This is a genomic window from Pseudorhodobacter sp. W20_MBD10_FR17 (genome assembly GCF_052119765.1).
Lineage (GTDB): Bacteria > Pseudomonadota > Alphaproteobacteria > Rhodobacterales > Rhodobacteraceae > Pseudorhodobacter.
On record NZ_JBGQOQ010000010.1, the window covers coordinates 43,041 to 57,962 of the forward strand.

Genomic DNA, 14,922 nt, shown 5'->3' on the forward strand with positions numbered 1-14,922 from the left:
TCAGGGGCAAGCCCATGACCAATTCTTCCAAACCCAGCACTGCAAACACCATGTGGGGCGGCCGCTTTGAAGGCGGCAATGACGCCATCATGCAGGCCATCAACGCGTCAATCGGGTTTGACCGCCGCCTTGCCGCCCAGGATATTGCAGGCTCTCGGGCCCATGCTGCCATGTTGGCGGCACAGGGTATCCTGACGTCTAGCGATGCCGAGGCGATCCGTGAAGGCCTGCTCACGGTGTTGTCAGAAATTGAAGGCGGAAAGTTTCCGTTTCGCGTGGAATTGGAAGATATCCACATGAACGTTGAGGCGCGCCTAAAGGAAATTATCGGCGAACCGGCTGGTCGTTTGCACACAGGACGCTCGCGCAATGACCAAGTCGCCGTCGATTTCCGGCTCTGGGTGCGCGACCAATGTGATGCCGCGATCACGGGACTTGAGGCTTTGATGAAGGCGTTTTTGGCGCAGGCCGAGGCGGGCGCAGATTGGGTGATGCCCGGTTTCACCCATCTGCAAACTGCGCAGCCTGTCACTTGGGGCCACCATATGCTGGCCTATGTGGAAATGTTCGCGCGGGATCGGTCACGTTTCATTGACGCCCGCAAACGGATGAACGAATGTCCATTGGGGGCTGCGGCGTTGGCGGGGACCTCTTTCCCAATCGACCGCGATGCCACCGCTGCCGCCTTGGGTTTTGACCGCCCCACCGCCAACAGCCTTGATTCGGTGTCCGACCGCGACTTCGCGCTTGAGTTCCTCTCGGCCTCGTCGATTTGCGCGATGCACCTTAGCCGCTTTGCCGAGGAGTTGGTGATCTGGTCTTCATCGCAATTCCGTTTTGTAAAGCTGTCCGACAAATGGACGACCGGCTCTTCAATCATGCCGCAAAAGAAAAACCCCGATGCAGCCGAGCTGCTGCGCTCGAAACTCGGGCGCATCTTGGGGGCCACGGTGGCGCTGTTCACCATCATGAAGGGCCTTGCGCTGACCTATTCCAAGGACATGCAAGAAGACAAAGAGCAAACCTTTGACGCCGCCGACAGCCTGATGTTGGGCCTTGCCGCGATGACAGGCATGGTCGGCGATATGACGGCGCTGCGTGACAATCTGAAAACCGCCGCCGCATCGGGTTTTTCCACCGCCACAGACCTTGCCGATTGGCTGGTGCGTGAGCTGGGAATGCCGTTCCGCGATGCCCACCATGTGACCGGCACGCTGGTCGCCATGGCCGAAAAGGCGGGGATTGACCTGCCCGACCTTACGCTTGCACAGATGAAATCGGTACATGACGGTATTCGTCAGGATGTATTTGACGTTTTGGGTGTAGAAAACTCTGTGCGCAGCCGTATGTCTTATGGCGGGACAGCCCCCGATCAGGTGCGCGCCCAAACCGCACGCTGGAAGGAAATGCTGAAGTGAAACCGCTGTTTGTGCTGGCCTTAGTGTTTATATCTGCCTGTGACCTGTCACCCCGCACAGGGGCCGACCCGATGGTCACCGGCATGGGCCGCACAGAAACCTCGGTCACGGGCGGCGCGCCCGTCTTTACGTTTTGATGCGCGCGCCAGCGATTATTTCAGCTAGTGTTGCGGTGTTCCTTCTGGTCGGGTGCTCTGCCCCCGGCCTGCACACAAATATCAGGATCGGCCCCAATGGCGTAACCGTCACGCCGGTCGCAACTGCACGGATCGTAGGGGCCTCTGTGTCCGTTCGCCCCTAATAACTGGCCCAAATAGGTACCCCCATGCGCTTTATCTTTGCCTTTCTGACTTTATCCATCCTTGCCGCCTGCGGTGCCGATGGTGCCCCCACCGCGCCCGGCCTGCACGCGTCTGGCAACGTGGCGGTTGGCGTCTCAACGGTCAATTAGGGCGTTTTGCTCCGGCCTGTGGGTTCGCTGCAATCTAAAGCCATCGCCGCCAATTATCCAGCTGTGCCGCCCCTCGCCCCAAACCGCCCCCCCCGAAATCGCAGCCCTTATCGGTAGCCATGCGATCAGCGGCCCGCGATTTCCCCTTGCCCATCGCGCGCCTGCGGCCCAGCATGGCGCAAATGCATACAGCGGGGATGTTTCGATGAACCAACACCATAACCTGACCCACCACGCCGAGCGTGTCGATATGGCCGCCGCCTTTCGTTGGACCGCACGGCTGAACATGCATGAGGCGGTCGCCAACCACTTTTCCCTTGCTGTGTCGGATGATGGTAAGGATTTCCTGATCAACCCCAATCAGCGTCATTTCTCCCTGATCAAGGCCAGCGACCTGCTGCTGTTGAACGCCGATGACCCCGAGGCGCTGAACCGCCCCGATGCCCCCGACCCAACCGCATGGGGGCTGCATGGGTCAATTCACCGCCATGTGCCGCACGCCCGCTGCGTGATGCATGTGCATTCGATATTCTCTACTGTTCTTGCCAGCTTGGCCGACAGCCGCCTACCGCCGATTGACCAAAACACCGCCACCTTTTTCAACCGTGTGGTGATTGACGAAGGCTATGGCGGCCTTGCGTTTGAAGACGAAGGCACCCGCTGCGCCGCGATGCTACAAGACCCGCGCCATAAGGTCATGGTCATGGGCAATCATGGCGTTTTGGTGCTGGGGTCCTCGGTCGCCGATGCTTTTAACCGGCTGTATTATTTCGAACGCTCTGCCGAAACCTATATCCGCGCGCTGCAAACGGGCCAAAAACTGCGGCTTTTATCGGATGAGGTGGCGACTGGCGTGGCCGATGCGATGGACCATTACGATGGTCAGGCCGATCGCTTTTTCGACGACATCAAAACCTTGCTAGACAAAAGCGAGCCGGATTTCCGCGCCTGAAACGCTCCTGCTTGGCTGTGCCGCCGATACCATGTAAACGCAGCCCAAGCAGATTGCACCAAGGGGGCTAGATTGGACCATTTTCAGTATAAATCCGGTATACTTCATGCCGAAGGGGTGGCCATTGCCGATATCGCGGCCACAGTTGACACGCCGTTTTATTGCTATTCAACGGCCACGCTGACCCGCCATTACCAGCTGTTCACCGAGGCGCTGTCGCCGATGCCGCACCTTGTGTGCTTTGCCATCAAGTCTTTGTCCAACGTAGCTGTGCTGAAAGTACTGGGCGATCTGGGCGCTGGCATGGATGTGGTGTCCGGCGGCGAATATCTGCGCGCCAAGGCGGCTGGCGTTCCGGGGGACCGTATCGTGTTTTCTGGCGTTGGCAAAACCCGCCAGGAAATGCACCTCGCGCTGACCGGCGGCATCCGCCAGTTCAACGTCGAATCAGAGCCTGAAATGCGTGTGTTGTCCGAGGTGGCGCATGGCCTTGGCCTGATCGCGCCGATCACCATCCGCGTGAACCCTGATGTTGACGCCAAAACCCACGAAAAAATCTCAACCGGTAAAAAAGGTGATAAATTCGGTATCCCGATTTCCCGCGCGCGTGAGGTGTATGCCGAAGCCGCCAAATTGCCCGGCCTGAAAGTTGTTGGCATCGACGTGCATATCGGCAGCCAATTGACAGCGCTTGAACCGTTTGAGGCGGCATACCTGAAGGTGGCCGAGCTGACCCACGCCCTGCGTGCCGATGGCCATACGATTGAACGCCTAGATCTTGGCGGCGGGCTTGGCATCCCCTATGCCCGCGACAATAACGCCCCGCCTTTGCCGATGGATTACGGCGCGCTGATCAAACGCACTGTCGGCGATTTGGGCTGCGAAATTGAAATCGAACCCGGTCGCCTGATTTCCGGCAACGCAGGGATTTTGGTATCGGAAGTGATCTATGTGAAAAACGGCGAAGACCGTGATTTCCTGATCGTCGATGCCGCGATGAATGATCTGATCCGGCCTGCGATGTACGGATCACACCATGATATTATCCCTGCGATTGAACCCAGCGCAGGGGCCGCACAGCAGCCCTATGATATCGTTGGCCCAATCTGCGAATCGGGTGATACCTTTGCCAAGGCCCGCAATCTGCCAGCGTTGCAGGCAGGCGACCTGATCGCGCTGCGTTCGGCCGGTGCTTATGGTGCCGTGATGTCGTCGGAATACAACTCGCGCCCGTTGGTGCCCGAAGTTTTGGTGCATGGCGATCACTTTGCAGTCATCCGCGCCCGTCCAACGTTTGACGAAATGCTTTCTCGCGATACCATACCTGAGTGGCTGTAACGCATTACAGCCCAACAGGCCCAACTCGCCAAGGCAGGTAAATGACGCAATCCCCGCGCGACAGCATCGCAGCCCAGCTAAAACGCCCAGCCGCCCTTACGCAGGCGGGGCTTTGGGCTGAACGGCTGGCGCGCTGCTTTTGGCCACTGTGGACGATCATAATCGCCGTTTTGGCTGTACTTGCCTTTGGCCTGCAAGATTTCGTGCCCTTGCCTGTGGTTTGGGCTAGCTTGGCAGCGGCACTTTTCACGATGATCGTGACGTTCTGGCGCGGTTGGCGCAGTTTTATGCGCCCAAGCCGCCAAGACGCGCTGAACCGCCTTGACGCCACCCTGCCCGGCCGCCCCATTGCCACGCTTGCCGATACCCAAGCCATCGGTGCCACCGACCCCGCATCTCAGGCCGTTTGGGCCGCCCACCTTGCCCGCATGGCCCGCGCGGCAGCAACCGCCCGCGCCGTGCCCCCAGACCTGCGGCTGGCCAAGCACGACCGTTTTGGCCTGCGCTACATCGCGCTGACGGCCCTTGTTATGGCGCTGATGTTCGGTTCGGTTTGGCGCATCGCCTCGGTCACCGGCCTCGGCCCAACGCAAGCCACAGCAATGAACGGCCCCAGCTGGGAAGGCTGGGTTCAGCCCCCGCCCTATACCGGCAAACCCGCGCTATATCTGAATGACATCACCCAAGACACGCTTGAAGTGGCGACCGGCAGCCGCGTGCAGCTGCGTTTTTATGGCGAGGTTGGCGCATTGACCCTGACCCAATCGGTATCGGCGCCCGCACCGCTTGACGCTGATGCACCCGAAGCCCCCACCGCGCACAGCTTTGACATCATCCAAAGCGGCGACATCACGATCAACGGCCCCAGTGGCCGCAGTTGGGCCATCACCACCAGCATCGACACGCCCCCCAGTATCTTCGCCAAAGGCGCGTTGACGCGTGAGGCGAATGGCAGCCTGAAACTGCCATTTGAGGCCGCAGATGACTTTGGCGTCACGGCAGGCAAAGCTGTCATCGCGCTGGACCTTGCCGCAATCGACCGCCGCTATGGCCTTACAGCCCAGCCTGAGGCCACCGACCCGATCACGCTTGATCTGCCGCTGCCAATCAGCGGCCAGCGCACGGATTTCACCGAAACCCTGCTGGATGACCTGTCGCAACACGTCTTTGCCAACCTGCCTGTCACCATCACCTTATCAGCCACGGATGCAGCAGGCCAAACCGGTACCGCAGCCCCCTTGCATGTGACCTTACCCGGAAAACGCTTTTTTGACCCGCTGGCGGCAGCGGTGATTGAGATGCGCCGTGATATCCTGTGGGCGCGTACAAATGCCCCACGCGCGGTACAAATTTTCAACGCCATCACCAACCGCCCCGAGGGTCTTTTTTCGAATGAAAAGGCCTATCTGCGCCTGCGCGTTGCCCAACGCCGGCTTGAGTCGCAGCAAAGTGACCTGACGGTTGAGGCGCGCGATGACCTTGCCAAAGCACTGTGGGATATCGCTGTGCTGATCGAGGAAGGCGACCTGAATTCAGCCCGCGAACGCCTGAAACGCGCCCAAGACCGCCTGAATGAGGCGATCCGCAACGGCGCTGACCCGTCGGAAATTGACCAACTTATGCAAGAGCTGCGCCAAGCGATGGACGACTACATGCGCCAGCTTGCCGAAGAGGCCGAGCGCAACCCGAATGGGCAGGCCGCTGATGAGCAAAACTCGATGGACATCACCGGCGACCAGCTGCAAGACATGCTGAAAGAGTTGCAAAAGCTGCTTGAGGAAGGCCGGATGGAAGAGGCCGCCGAGCTGATGGCAATGCTTCAGCAGTTGATGGAAAACATCCAAGTAACCCAAGGCGAAGGTGGCCAAGGCGGCCCCGGCCAACAGGCGATGAAAAACCTTGGCGACACGTTGCGCGACCAACAAGACCTGTCGGATGACAGCTTTTCCGAGTTGCAAAACCCCGGCGGCCAAGAGGGCGCGCAACAGCAGCAGCCCGATGTGCAAGGTCAAGACGGGCAGCAAGACGGCGCACAAGGCCAGCAAGATGGCCAACAAAACGGTGAGGGGCAGGCCGACCAGCCTGAAAAGGGGCAGTCTGAAAATGGCCAATCCGAACAAGGCACTGGCTCCCAAGGGCAGGGCCAAGGTCAAAGCTTAGAGCAACGCCAAAGCGATCTGCGTGACCGCCTCAACCGCTTGAACGGCGACATGTTACCCGGTGCAGGCACCGAACAAGGCGAAGCCGGCCGCAGCGCGCTGGATGAGGCAGGCCGCGCGATGGAAGACGCCGAGCGCGCCTTGGGTCAAGGCGATATGGCAGGTGCGCTGGACAAACAGGCCGATGCCATGCGGGCGATGCGCGACGGCATGCGCAGCCTGAACGAGTCGATGGCGCAAGAGCGCCGCGAGAACGGCAACAACGGCCAAGCCGAGGCCGTTGGCCGCGCCGACCCAAATTCAGAGCGGGATCCACTCGGCCGCGAACCGGGCGAAGGCGCGCGCATCGGGTCTGATCGCAACTTGCTGCAAGGCGATGATGTCTATCGCCGCGCGCAGGATTTGCTGGATGAAATTCGCCGCCGCCAAGGCGACCAAACCCGTCCCGACAGCGAACGCGACTATTTAAAGCGGTTGCTGGAATTGTACTAAACCGGCTTGGCGTCAATGTCAGGCGGACCCCAAAGCACCGACGGCCCCTTTTGCGCCCGCGCCTTGGGCTAAGCTGCACAGCCGCCTAGCTGTTTGATCCGCTTGTCAGATTTTGCAAGGTGGCGATGGCTTTGCGCATTGCGTTATCCAGCCACGCCCGCGCCACATCAACTCCCGCGACATAGCTGTTCATCGCGGCCTCGGCTGCGGGGAATTGCTCAATGATTTTGGGGGCGGCCACATAGGCAGTAATGAGCACCACAGCAATCAGCAGCATAAGCGAAAACCCGCTGCGAAAGCCGTCATTGGCTGCCGCTGCATCGGCGTCTTCTGTCGCCATCGCCGCCTCATCGCCGCTGCGGTTTTCCGAACTGGCGCGTAAGGTTGAATTGATTTCCTCAATATCGGGCAGCAAATCGCGCCGCGCAGTGGGCTTGTCATTCCCTTCCGGCTCGGGCTCTTGGCCACGCAAACGGGCCAAACGGTCGCGCACCGCCTTGGCCGCACTGGCCCCGCCAGATGTTTCTTGCAGCCCTAAATCAGTCTGCGTTTCCAATGGACGTGGGGTTTGTGACCGACGCACCGAGACTTCACGCTCGGCCTCTTCGCGCAACACGGCCTTCAGGCTTTCGTCCAATGCCCGGCGCGGTGCGACAGGAGGTTGGGATTGCGCATCGGTTTCTGGATGGTTTGAGGCAGCAGGTTCACCCTGTTTTGGTTCGGCCAGAAATGGCGCGGCAGCTTCACGATTCAGCGCCGCAACCATGGCCGCAGCCTGCCGTTGCTTTTCAGCGGCTGCAGCTAAAGTTTTGGCTGTCTCCTGCTGCTCAAGATCTGCCGTATGGCTTTCTGCCGTGCTTTTTACAGAGGTCTCGGCTTGGGGCTGTCTATTGAGGGGCTTTTTGGATGAAACACCCGCGGGTGCCGCATGTGGTGCCACAGGTGGCGGCCTAACGGGCGCGGGCACTGCGCGCACTGGCGCACGAGCCGGCGCTGGCGTGCCAAAAAGTTCTTCTTCAGCGTCACGCTCGGCCTCTAGCTCGGGCGGCAACTGAAACCATGTATGGCCACAGTTCGAACACTGTACATCACGCCCGGCATCCGTAAGCGCGCCCGGTGCGAGTTCGTACTGTGCATCGCAATTTGGACAAACCAGCCGCATTTGCTATCTCTCCGCCACAAAGTTACTCGTCCCCTATGGCTTTGTAGCCTTGATATTATGTATATCCAAGCCTTTGTCCTCATTCTGTGTACAATATGGCGTTGAAACCGCCCCCACTCTGGGCAAAACTGCAACAATTGCGGCACACCGCCGTGTGAAACGCCGTAAAACGGAGCATTGTGTGATAGCCCTTGAAAACGTTGCCTATTCCTATGGCGGAGGAGAGTTGTTGTCCGAGGTCAGCTTGCGTCTGGCACCGGGGTCATTTCACTTTCTGACGGGGCCATCAGGGGCAGGTAAATCCACGCTGCTGAAGCTCTGCTATGCCGAATTGCTGCCAACGGCGGGCCACGTTACCCTGTTTGACCGCGAGGTTCGTAGTTTGGACCGCGACGAAGTGGCGATGATGCGGCGGCGCATTGGCGTGGTGCACCAAGACTGCCAGTTCCTTGACCACCTGCCGCTGGCCGCCAATGTGACCCTGCCCGCAATGGTGTCGGGGCGGGACTCGGTGATGGCCGATCTTGATGATCTGTTGAATTGGGTGGGGCTGGCGAAACTGGCCAACTCGTTGCCGCCGCAACTGTCGGGCGGGGAACGCCAACGCGCTGCAGTTGCCCGCGCGGTGATTATGTCACCCGATGTGGTGCTGGCCGATGAACCGACGGGCAACCTCGATTGGGAAATGTCGCTGCGCCTGCTGACCCTGCTGGTCGAGTTGAACAAAATGGGCAAAACAATCCTGATCGCTACGCATGACCTAAACCTGATCCGCGCCGCGAAACAACAAGTGCCCGCCCGTGTGCTGCGCATTGCCAAACGCCGCGTGCAGCTTGCGGGGGCCGACCTGTGAACCTGATGGCCCTTGCCGATATGCTGCGCGGCGATAAACATGCTGATCGCGTGGTCCCCCCCTCTGGCCATACGGCATGGCTGACCAGCTTTACGGCCGCGACAATGACCTTTCTGGCGGTGTTTGCGCTGGCACTGTCGCTGGCCTCGGGGCGGCTGGCCGACCGTTGGGGCGACGCGCTGGCCCGCAGCGCCACAATCCGCATTTCCGCCTCGACCGGCCAGATGGATGCCCAAACCCGTGCGGTGCTGGATGTGCTGGCCACCACGCCGGGGGTCGAGCGCGCCCGCGCCATGACCGATGCCGAACAACGCGCCTTGCTGGAACCTTGGTTCGGCCCAGACCTACCGCTGGATGCCCTGCCTATTCCACGGCTGATTGAGATCACCGAAGACGGTACCGGCTATGACAGCGAAGGCCTGCGCCAACGCCTGAGCGCCGAGGCCCCCGGGGCCGTGTTGGATGACCATACCCGCTGGCGCAAACCGCTGGTCATGGCGGCGGGGCGGCTGCGGTTGCTGGGGCTAATGTCTATTCTGCTAATCGGCGCCACGATGGCGGCGATGATAACCCTTGCGGCCAACGCCGCGCTGGCCGCCAATTCCCAAGTGATCCGCGTGCTGCGGCTGGTCGGCGCGCGTGATAGCTATATCGCCCGCGCCTTTGTGCGCCGTTTCACCCTGCGCACCTTGGGCGGGTCGGCCTTGGGCGCGACGCTGGGTGTGATCGGTGTGGCCTTTCTGCCCTCGGCTGATGTGGCAGGCGGGTTTCTAACAGGCCTCAGCTTTCAAGGTGCGGGTTGGCTTTTGCCGCTGGCCCTGCCACCACTGGCAGCACTGGTGGCCTTTACAGCCACCCGCTTTGCCGCCTTTCGCAAACTTAAGGAACTGACCTGATGCGCGCTACCCTGACCTATGCAATCCAATGGTTATTGTCGCTGATCTTCATCATCCAGATGTATATCGCGATGGCGGTGGTAGGCATTTTGTACTTTCCCTATGCGCTGGTAACCCGCGATGGCGCACTGGCGGCCGGCCATGCCTATGCCGCATGGGTGATCTTTTCACTGCGCATCCTGACAGGGATGAAAACCGAAGTGCGCGGCACACCGCCAACTGGCCCCGTGCTGATCGCAGCAAAACACCAAAGCTTTCTGGATATTTTGGCGATTTTCAACGCCGTTCCGCGCGGACGGTTCATTATGAAAAAAGAGCTAACCTATGCACCTATCTTGGGCTGGTTTGGGCTGCGCATGGGCTGCATTCCCGTTGATCGAGGCAAACGCGGTGCAGCCGTTACCAAAATGAAAAACGATGTAAAAGCGGGGCTGCTGCGGCCCGGTCAGCTTATTATCTATAGCCAAGGCACCCGTGTCGCACCCGGCGTCAAAGCGCCCTATAAAACGGGGACCGCCGCACTGTATTTACAAATGGGCCAAGACTGCGTGCCTGTGGCAACTAACGTTGGCGTGCTGTGGCCCAAACATGGCATTATGCGCAAACGTGGGGTGGCTGTGATTGAGTTTTTACCAATAATCCCGCCGGGCCTGAAAGGATCCGCGTTTATGGAACGCTTGGAACGCGAGGTTGAAACCGCCTCGGATGCATTGATGGCCGAGGCGGGGTTTAAATTTCCAACGTAAAGGGGGCTGCCACCTCGGGGGGCATCGAGCCCCCGCTCGGCGGCCTTGGCACCAAGCGGGAAGGCCAGCCTATTGCGGGATACGGATGCGGCCGTCACTTATGCGCACGGCCGTTCCCGCCACCCGCACCGATTTCACCCCCTGCACATCGCAAACCACGGTCAGCGCAATCTCGCTGCGCCGCCCCATTTCCACGCCTTGCAGCAAGTTAAACCGCGATTCGCCCGTGCAAAGCGCCCCCGCCGCCCATAATTGCGCCGCCAAAATTGCACTGGCCGATCCTGTTGCAGGGTCTTCGGGAATGCCTGCTGTGGGCGAAAACAACCGCGCCTGATACCCGCCCTCGTTTGGCGTATAAAGATAGGCGCTATCCACACCGCCCGCCGCCATCACGTGCGACCATGCAGGTTCGCATGGGCGAGCACGGCCCAGCACGGACAAGTCCTTAACCGGTACATACAGGAAACGCGGACCGCCCTGCCACAGCCCCGGCGCATGGCCGCCAAAACCAATCTCATCCGCCACAAGGCCCAGCGCTGCGGGCAGCAGTTCGTCTGACACCGTGCCGCTGGTTGCAGCATGTGGCGTCACCGGCGCGGTAAATTCGGCCAACACCCTGCCCGACTGGCGGGTCAAAACAACCGGCACCAAACCCGCCTCTTCCTCTAGCACAATCTGCATAGGGTCATCGCCCAAGGCGCCCTCGGCCAGTAATATCGCACAGCCGATTGTAGGATGGCCCGCAAAAGGGATCTCGGCCGTTGGGAAAAAGATACGCACCCGCGCGGTGTGGCCTGGATTTTGGGGACGCATGACAAAGATCGTCTCGGACAAATTAAACTCGCGCGCGATGGTTTGCATCTGCGCATCGCTCAAATCATCAGCCCCCAAAACCACAGCCAAGGGATTGCCTGCAAAGGGCGTATCGGTGAACACATCCAGCGTATGAAATTCCAGCATATGCCCCCGAAACCGCACATTCGCGGGTTACTATTTGGTAAACTATGTTGCTTATTTAATTCTAAATCAATCGCTTATGAAAATGTCACCGCGCGCATCCTCAGGCAAACATCCCACCATCACTGTCATCACCCGCCGCCTCTTGCAGCGCATCGAAATCCTCAATCGTGACATGCCGTTTGCCTTCGAGCGAGATCACATTTTCCTTGCGCAGTGCCGAAATTTGCCGTGACACGGTTTCCAACGTCAGCCCCAAATAATCGGCCATTTCTTCGCGTGTCAAAGGCAGATCAAAGATCAACCGCTTGCTGCCTTGTTTCAACGAAAGGCTGGCATCGCGGCGCGCAATGATCGACAACAGGCTTGCAATCTTTTCCCGCGCGGTTTTGCGGCCCAAAAGCAGCATCCATTCGCGTGCCGAATCAAGCTCGTCCAGCGTCATTTCCAGCAATCTCTGGCCAACATGCGGGGTCGAGAGCATCATCTCCTCAAACGGTTTTTTGCGGAAACAACACATCACAAGGTCGGTCGTCGCGGTCACATCATAGGCAACCGTATCGCGCCCCGGACGGCCAACAAAATCCGACGGCAGCAAAAGCCCGACCATCTGGCGCCGCCCATCCTCCATCGTCTGGCTAAGCGTGGCCACACCACTGACCACCGAGGCCACAAAATCCATCCGGTCGCCCGACCAAATCACCGTTTGGCCGGCCTGATAGCTGCGGTAATACTTGATTTGCTCCAGCTTCTCCAACTCGTCGCCCTCACAACGGGCACAAACAGCGCGATGCCGAATGGGACAGTCACCGCAATCATGTGAAAAGGTCGGGGTGTCGAGCATCGCCATATCACGTTTTCCAATTTGATCTGTGTCAAAGTTTTCAAACTCATTATACGCCACAGATTCAGATATGAACACACAATCAGAACTCAAGCGCCTCGGTCTATTTGACGCGCGTGTCCCGCGATATACCAGCTACCCCACGGCCCCGCATTTTGCGGGTGGCGTTGATGCTGGCCAATTCACAAAATGGATTGAGGCCGTGCCTGCAGGCGCGGAAATCTCGCTCTATGTTCACGTGCCGTTTTGCCGCCGACTGTGCTGGTTTTGTGCCTGCAGGACCCAAGGCACCACCTCGGATGCACCAGTTATTGCCTATGCCGAAATGCTGCGCGAAGAGATCGCTTTGCTGCGCCGCCATCTTGCCCCCGGCGTCACTTTATCCCGTCTGCATTGGGGCGGCGGCACCCCTACCCTGCTGTCACCCGCCCTGATGCGCGGTTTGGCCGACCAGATTTTCGATGCCGTACCGCTGGCCACCGGCGGTGAATTTTCGGTTGAGATTGACCCCAATGAAATTGACGCCGCGCGGCTGGATGCCTTGGTCGCATCAGGCATGAACCGTGCGTCAATCGGGGTGCAGGATTTCGACCCTGAGATCCAAAAAACCATCGGGCGCGAGCAAAGCTATGAGCTGACTAAGCAAGTCGCCGACATGATCCGCGAGCGTGGTGTACAAAGCCTGAACGCCGATATTCTCTATGGCCTGCCGCACCAAACCAACATCCGCATCGCTGATTCGGTACAAAAACTGCTGACACTGTCACCCGATCGCGTGGCGCTGTACGGCTATGCCCATGTGCCGTGGATGAGCCGCCGCCAGCAGTTGATCCCATCCGACAAAATCCCAGCAGCACAGGACCGCTTGTCGCTGTTCGAAACCGCGCGCAAGCTGTTCACCATGGATGGCTATGCCGAGGTTGGCATTGACCATTTCGCGCTCCCCTCGGACGGTTTGGCCAAAGCACAAGCAGCGGGCACCCTGCGCCGCAATTTCCAAGGCTATACCGATGATACCGCAGCGGCACTGATCGGGCTTGGGGCCTCATCCATCTCTCGCTTTCCGCAGGGGTTTGCGCAAAATGCAAGCGCCACGGCGGCCCACACCAAACCCATCCGCGACGGGCAGTTTTCAACCCACCGCGGCCATATTTTCACCGGCGAAGACCTGCTGCGCGCCCGCATGATCGAGGCCGTGATGTGCGATTTCCGTATTGACCGCGCCGAGCTGCTGCGCGATTTCGACGTCAGCGTCGCGCGGGTTGAGACATTGCTGCAAGCTGCCAAAACCGCCTTTGGCGATATGGTGACGCTGAATGACGATGGCCTTACTATTCCGCCCCACGCCCGCCCTTTGACGCGGATGATTGCCCGCATCTTTGATGAATATGACCACGCCAAGGCGCAGCATTCAGCGGCGGTTTAACCTTTCGGAGCAAAGCTTTCGACAAAGTCGACCATACGCGGCATGCAAACGCTTTGCAGGTCGTAATTATCGACTATCGTTTGCCGTGCGGCGCGGCGCAGGGGCATAAACCGTTCAGGTTCGGCCAGCCCTTGGGTCAGCGCATCGGACCATGCCTTGATGTCAAAGAAATCGACCAAACGGCCATTTACGCCGTCCTCTATCAACTCCTCTACTGGGGCCGAGCGTGAGCCGACGACATAGGCCCCCGCCGACATCGCCTCTAGCATCGACCACGACAGTACGAACGGATAGGTCAGATACGCATGCACGCGGCTGATCTGCATCAGCGCCACGAATTGCGCGTAGGGCACTTTGCCAAGGAAATGCACGCGCGACAGGTCGATCCGATCGCTCACCTCATCCAGAAACATCTGTTTCCAGTTTTGGCCTTTTGGGGCCGCCGCACCATAGCTGACATCATCGCCGCCAACAATCACCACCTGCGCATCGGCCCGCGCGGCCATCACATCGGGCAGCGCCCGCATGAACGTGTGATAACCGCGATAGGGTTCAAGATTGCGGTTCACAAAGGTTAGCACCTCATCCCCCGCGCGTAACTGCTGACCGTTGGGCAAGGTTAGGCTCGCCGCCGCATTCGGCACCATCACATCCGTATTCACGCCATCAAAAATCACCTTAATCATCGGCTGCAAGGCGGGCGGATAGGTGCTGGCCTGCCATTTTGTCGGCGCAAGCGCTGCATCGGCATGTAGCAAAGACTGCCCTAAATGCGCCGCCCGCGACTGCGCGGTCATTACCGCATCAAAGCCGCCGCGCGAAAACTCAACGTCGAACCCCACATCGCGATCCACGCCGCGATAGTAAAACTCGGCATAAACTATCAGCTTGGCATCAGGCCAAACCTCTTTCAAAAACAGCGTTTCGCCCCAGCCGGAATGGCCAAAGATCACATCGGGCGTATAGCCGTGCTTATCGCGCAGTTGCAGGCAGGCACGCGCAGCCGTGACGCCACGGTCGGTCATTTGGATAAAGTTCCGCCCCAGCCGCGTGGCCTTGGGGTCCGGCAGCGGCACCTCATGGCGATAGCGCAACACAGGGATTTTGCTTGCGCGTTTATTGGTGGCATCGGTCAGGGCCCGGCAGTCATGCCCACGGGCCTGCAAGGCGGGGGCCAAGTACAAAAACTGGCCCGGAAAGTTTTGGTGAACGAAGAGTATCTTCATTA

The 14,922-nt window shown here is 59.4% G+C and carries 14 protein-coding genes; 10 read left to right on the forward strand and 4 right to left on the reverse strand.

Going from position 1 to position 14,922, the window contains the following annotated elements:
• The first annotated feature begins 14 nt into the window (after positions 1 to 14).
• The 6 genes from argH to ACEN2J_RS08830 all read left to right on the forward strand — a co-directional run bounded on the left by argH (position 15) and on the right by ACEN2J_RS08830 (position 6,810).
• A complete protein-coding gene (argH, locus tag ACEN2J_RS08805) occupies positions 15 to 1,418 on the forward strand; it encodes an argininosuccinate lyase (protein ID WP_442105059.1) in 1,404 nt (467 codons plus the stop codon).
• Positions 1,415 to 1,555: a hypothetical protein gene (locus ACEN2J_RS08810; RefSeq protein ID WP_442105061.1), complete on the forward strand. Its 141-nt coding sequence runs from the start codon at positions 1,415 to 1,417 to the stop codon at positions 1,553 to 1,555. The genes argH and ACEN2J_RS08810 overlap by 4 nt, the downstream gene beginning before the upstream one ends.
• 188 nt (positions 1,556 to 1,743) lie before the next feature.
• Positions 1,744 to 1,869: a hypothetical protein gene (locus tag ACEN2J_RS08815; protein ID WP_442105063.1), complete on the forward strand. Its 126-nt coding sequence runs from the start codon at positions 1,744 to 1,746 to the stop codon at positions 1,867 to 1,869.
• A gap of 205 nt (positions 1,870 to 2,074) precedes the next feature.
• On the forward strand, positions 2,075 to 2,821 hold the full coding sequence (locus ACEN2J_RS08820; protein WP_442105064.1) for a class II aldolase and adducin N-terminal domain-containing protein: 747 nt from the start codon (positions 2,075 to 2,077) through the stop codon (positions 2,819 to 2,821).
• Between the two features lie 72 nt (positions 2,822 to 2,893).
• Positions 2,894 to 4,159, forward strand: coding sequence for a diaminopimelate decarboxylase (gene lysA / locus ACEN2J_RS08825; protein WP_442105065.1), 1,266 nt, complete (start codon positions 2,894 to 2,896; stop codon positions 4,157 to 4,159).
• Positions 4,160 to 4,200: 41 nt separating this feature from the next.
• Positions 4,201 to 6,810 (forward strand): TIGR02302 family protein, encoded by a 2,610-nt coding sequence (locus ACEN2J_RS08830; protein WP_442105067.1) that lies wholly within the window; start codon positions 4,201 to 4,203, stop codon positions 6,808 to 6,810.
• An 85-nt stretch (positions 6,811 to 6,895) separates the two neighbouring features.
• On the opposite strand, the gene ACEN2J_RS08835 is transcribed toward ACEN2J_RS08830, so the two are convergent.
• A complete protein-coding gene (locus ACEN2J_RS08835; RefSeq protein ID WP_442105069.1) occupies positions 6,896 to 7,972 on the reverse strand; it encodes a zinc-ribbon domain-containing protein in 1,077 nt (358 codons plus the stop codon).
• 181 nt (positions 7,973 to 8,153) lie between these two features.
• Between ACEN2J_RS08835 and ACEN2J_RS08840 the strand changes: the two genes are divergently transcribed.
• The 3 genes from ACEN2J_RS08840 to ACEN2J_RS08850 are packed head-to-tail and all read left to right on the forward strand — an operon-like array spanning position 8,154 to position 10,467.
• The gene (locus tag ACEN2J_RS08840) at positions 8,154 to 8,825 is read left to right on the forward strand and encodes a cell division ATP-binding protein FtsE (protein WP_442105071.1); all 672 of its coding nucleotides are present in this window, start codon (positions 8,154 to 8,156) and stop codon (positions 8,823 to 8,825) included.
• Positions 8,826 to 8,830: 5 nt separating this feature from the next.
• Positions 8,831 to 9,721, forward strand: a complete 891-nt coding sequence (locus tag ACEN2J_RS08845; protein WP_442105219.1) for a cell division protein FtsX — start codon at positions 8,831 to 8,833, stop codon at positions 9,719 to 9,721.
• Between the two features lie 11 nt (positions 9,722 to 9,732).
• Complete coding sequence (locus tag ACEN2J_RS08850; protein WP_442105221.1) at positions 9,733 to 10,467, forward strand: lysophospholipid acyltransferase family protein; 735 nt, start codon at positions 9,733 to 9,735, stop codon at positions 10,465 to 10,467.
• A gap of 69 nt (positions 10,468 to 10,536) precedes the next feature.
• Here ACEN2J_RS08850 and ACEN2J_RS08855 read toward each other — a convergent pair whose 3' ends face one another.
• Both ACEN2J_RS08855 and fnrL read right to left on the reverse strand, forming a co-directional pair.
• Positions 10,537 to 11,427, reverse strand: coding sequence for a PhzF family phenazine biosynthesis protein (locus ACEN2J_RS08855; RefSeq protein WP_442105073.1), 891 nt, complete (start codon positions 11,425 to 11,427; stop codon positions 10,537 to 10,539).
• A gap of 100 nt (positions 11,428 to 11,527) precedes the next feature.
• Positions 11,528 to 12,274 carry a transcriptional regulator FnrL gene (fnrL, locus tag ACEN2J_RS08860; RefSeq protein ID WP_442105075.1) on the reverse strand — a complete coding sequence of 249 codons (747 nt, stop codon included), beginning with the start codon at positions 12,272 to 12,274 and terminating at the stop codon, positions 11,528 to 11,530.
• Between the two features lie 64 nt (positions 12,275 to 12,338).
• On the opposite strand from fnrL, the gene hemN reads away from it, so the two are divergent.
• Positions 12,339 to 13,694 (forward strand): oxygen-independent coproporphyrinogen III oxidase, encoded by a 1,356-nt coding sequence (gene hemN, locus ACEN2J_RS08865; RefSeq protein WP_442105077.1) that lies wholly within the window; start codon positions 12,339 to 12,341, stop codon positions 13,692 to 13,694.
• On the opposite strand, the gene ACEN2J_RS08870 is transcribed toward hemN, so the two are convergent.
• Positions 13,691 to 14,920: a glycosyltransferase gene (locus ACEN2J_RS08870; protein WP_442105079.1), complete on the reverse strand. Its 1,230-nt coding sequence runs from the start codon at positions 14,918 to 14,920 to the stop codon at positions 13,691 to 13,693. The two genes, hemN and ACEN2J_RS08870, sit on opposite strands and share 4 nt — an antisense overlap.
• Positions 14,921 to 14,922: the final 2 nt, after the last annotated feature.

Bases quoted from the DNA above. Each gene is read 5' to 3' on its own strand.
- ACEN2J_RS08845 (WP_442105219.1), top strand. From the start codon at position 8,831: ATGGCCCTTGCCGATATGCTGCGCGGCGATAAACATGCTGATCGCGTG.
- ACEN2J_RS08870 (WP_442105079.1), bottom strand. From the start codon at position 14,920: ATGAAGATACTCTTCGTTCACCAAAACTTTCCGGGCCAGTTTTTGTAC.
- hemN (WP_442105077.1), top strand. From the start codon at position 12,339: ATGAACACACAATCAGAACTCAAGCGCCTCGGTCTATTTGACGCGCGT.
- ACEN2J_RS08830 (WP_442105067.1), top strand. From the start codon at position 4,201: ATGACGCAATCCCCGCGCGACAGCATCGCAGCCCAGCTAAAACGCCCA.
- ACEN2J_RS08855 (WP_442105073.1), bottom strand. From the start codon at position 11,427: ATGCTGGAATTTCATACGCTGGATGTGTTCACCGATACGCCCTTTGCA.
- ACEN2J_RS08835 (WP_442105069.1), bottom strand. From the start codon at position 7,972: ATGCGGCTGGTTTGTCCAAATTGCGATGCACAGTACGAACTCGCACCG.
- argH (WP_442105059.1), top strand. From the start codon at position 15: ATGACCAATTCTTCCAAACCCAGCACTGCAAACACCATGTGGGGCGGC.
- fnrL (WP_442105075.1), bottom strand. From the start codon at position 12,274: ATGGCGATGCTCGACACCCCGACCTTTTCACATGATTGCGGTGACTGT.
- ACEN2J_RS08820 (WP_442105064.1), top strand. From the start codon at position 2,075: ATGAACCAACACCATAACCTGACCCACCACGCCGAGCGTGTCGATATG.
- ACEN2J_RS08815 (WP_442105063.1), top strand. From the start codon at position 1,744: ATGCGCTTTATCTTTGCCTTTCTGACTTTATCCATCCTTGCCGCCTGC.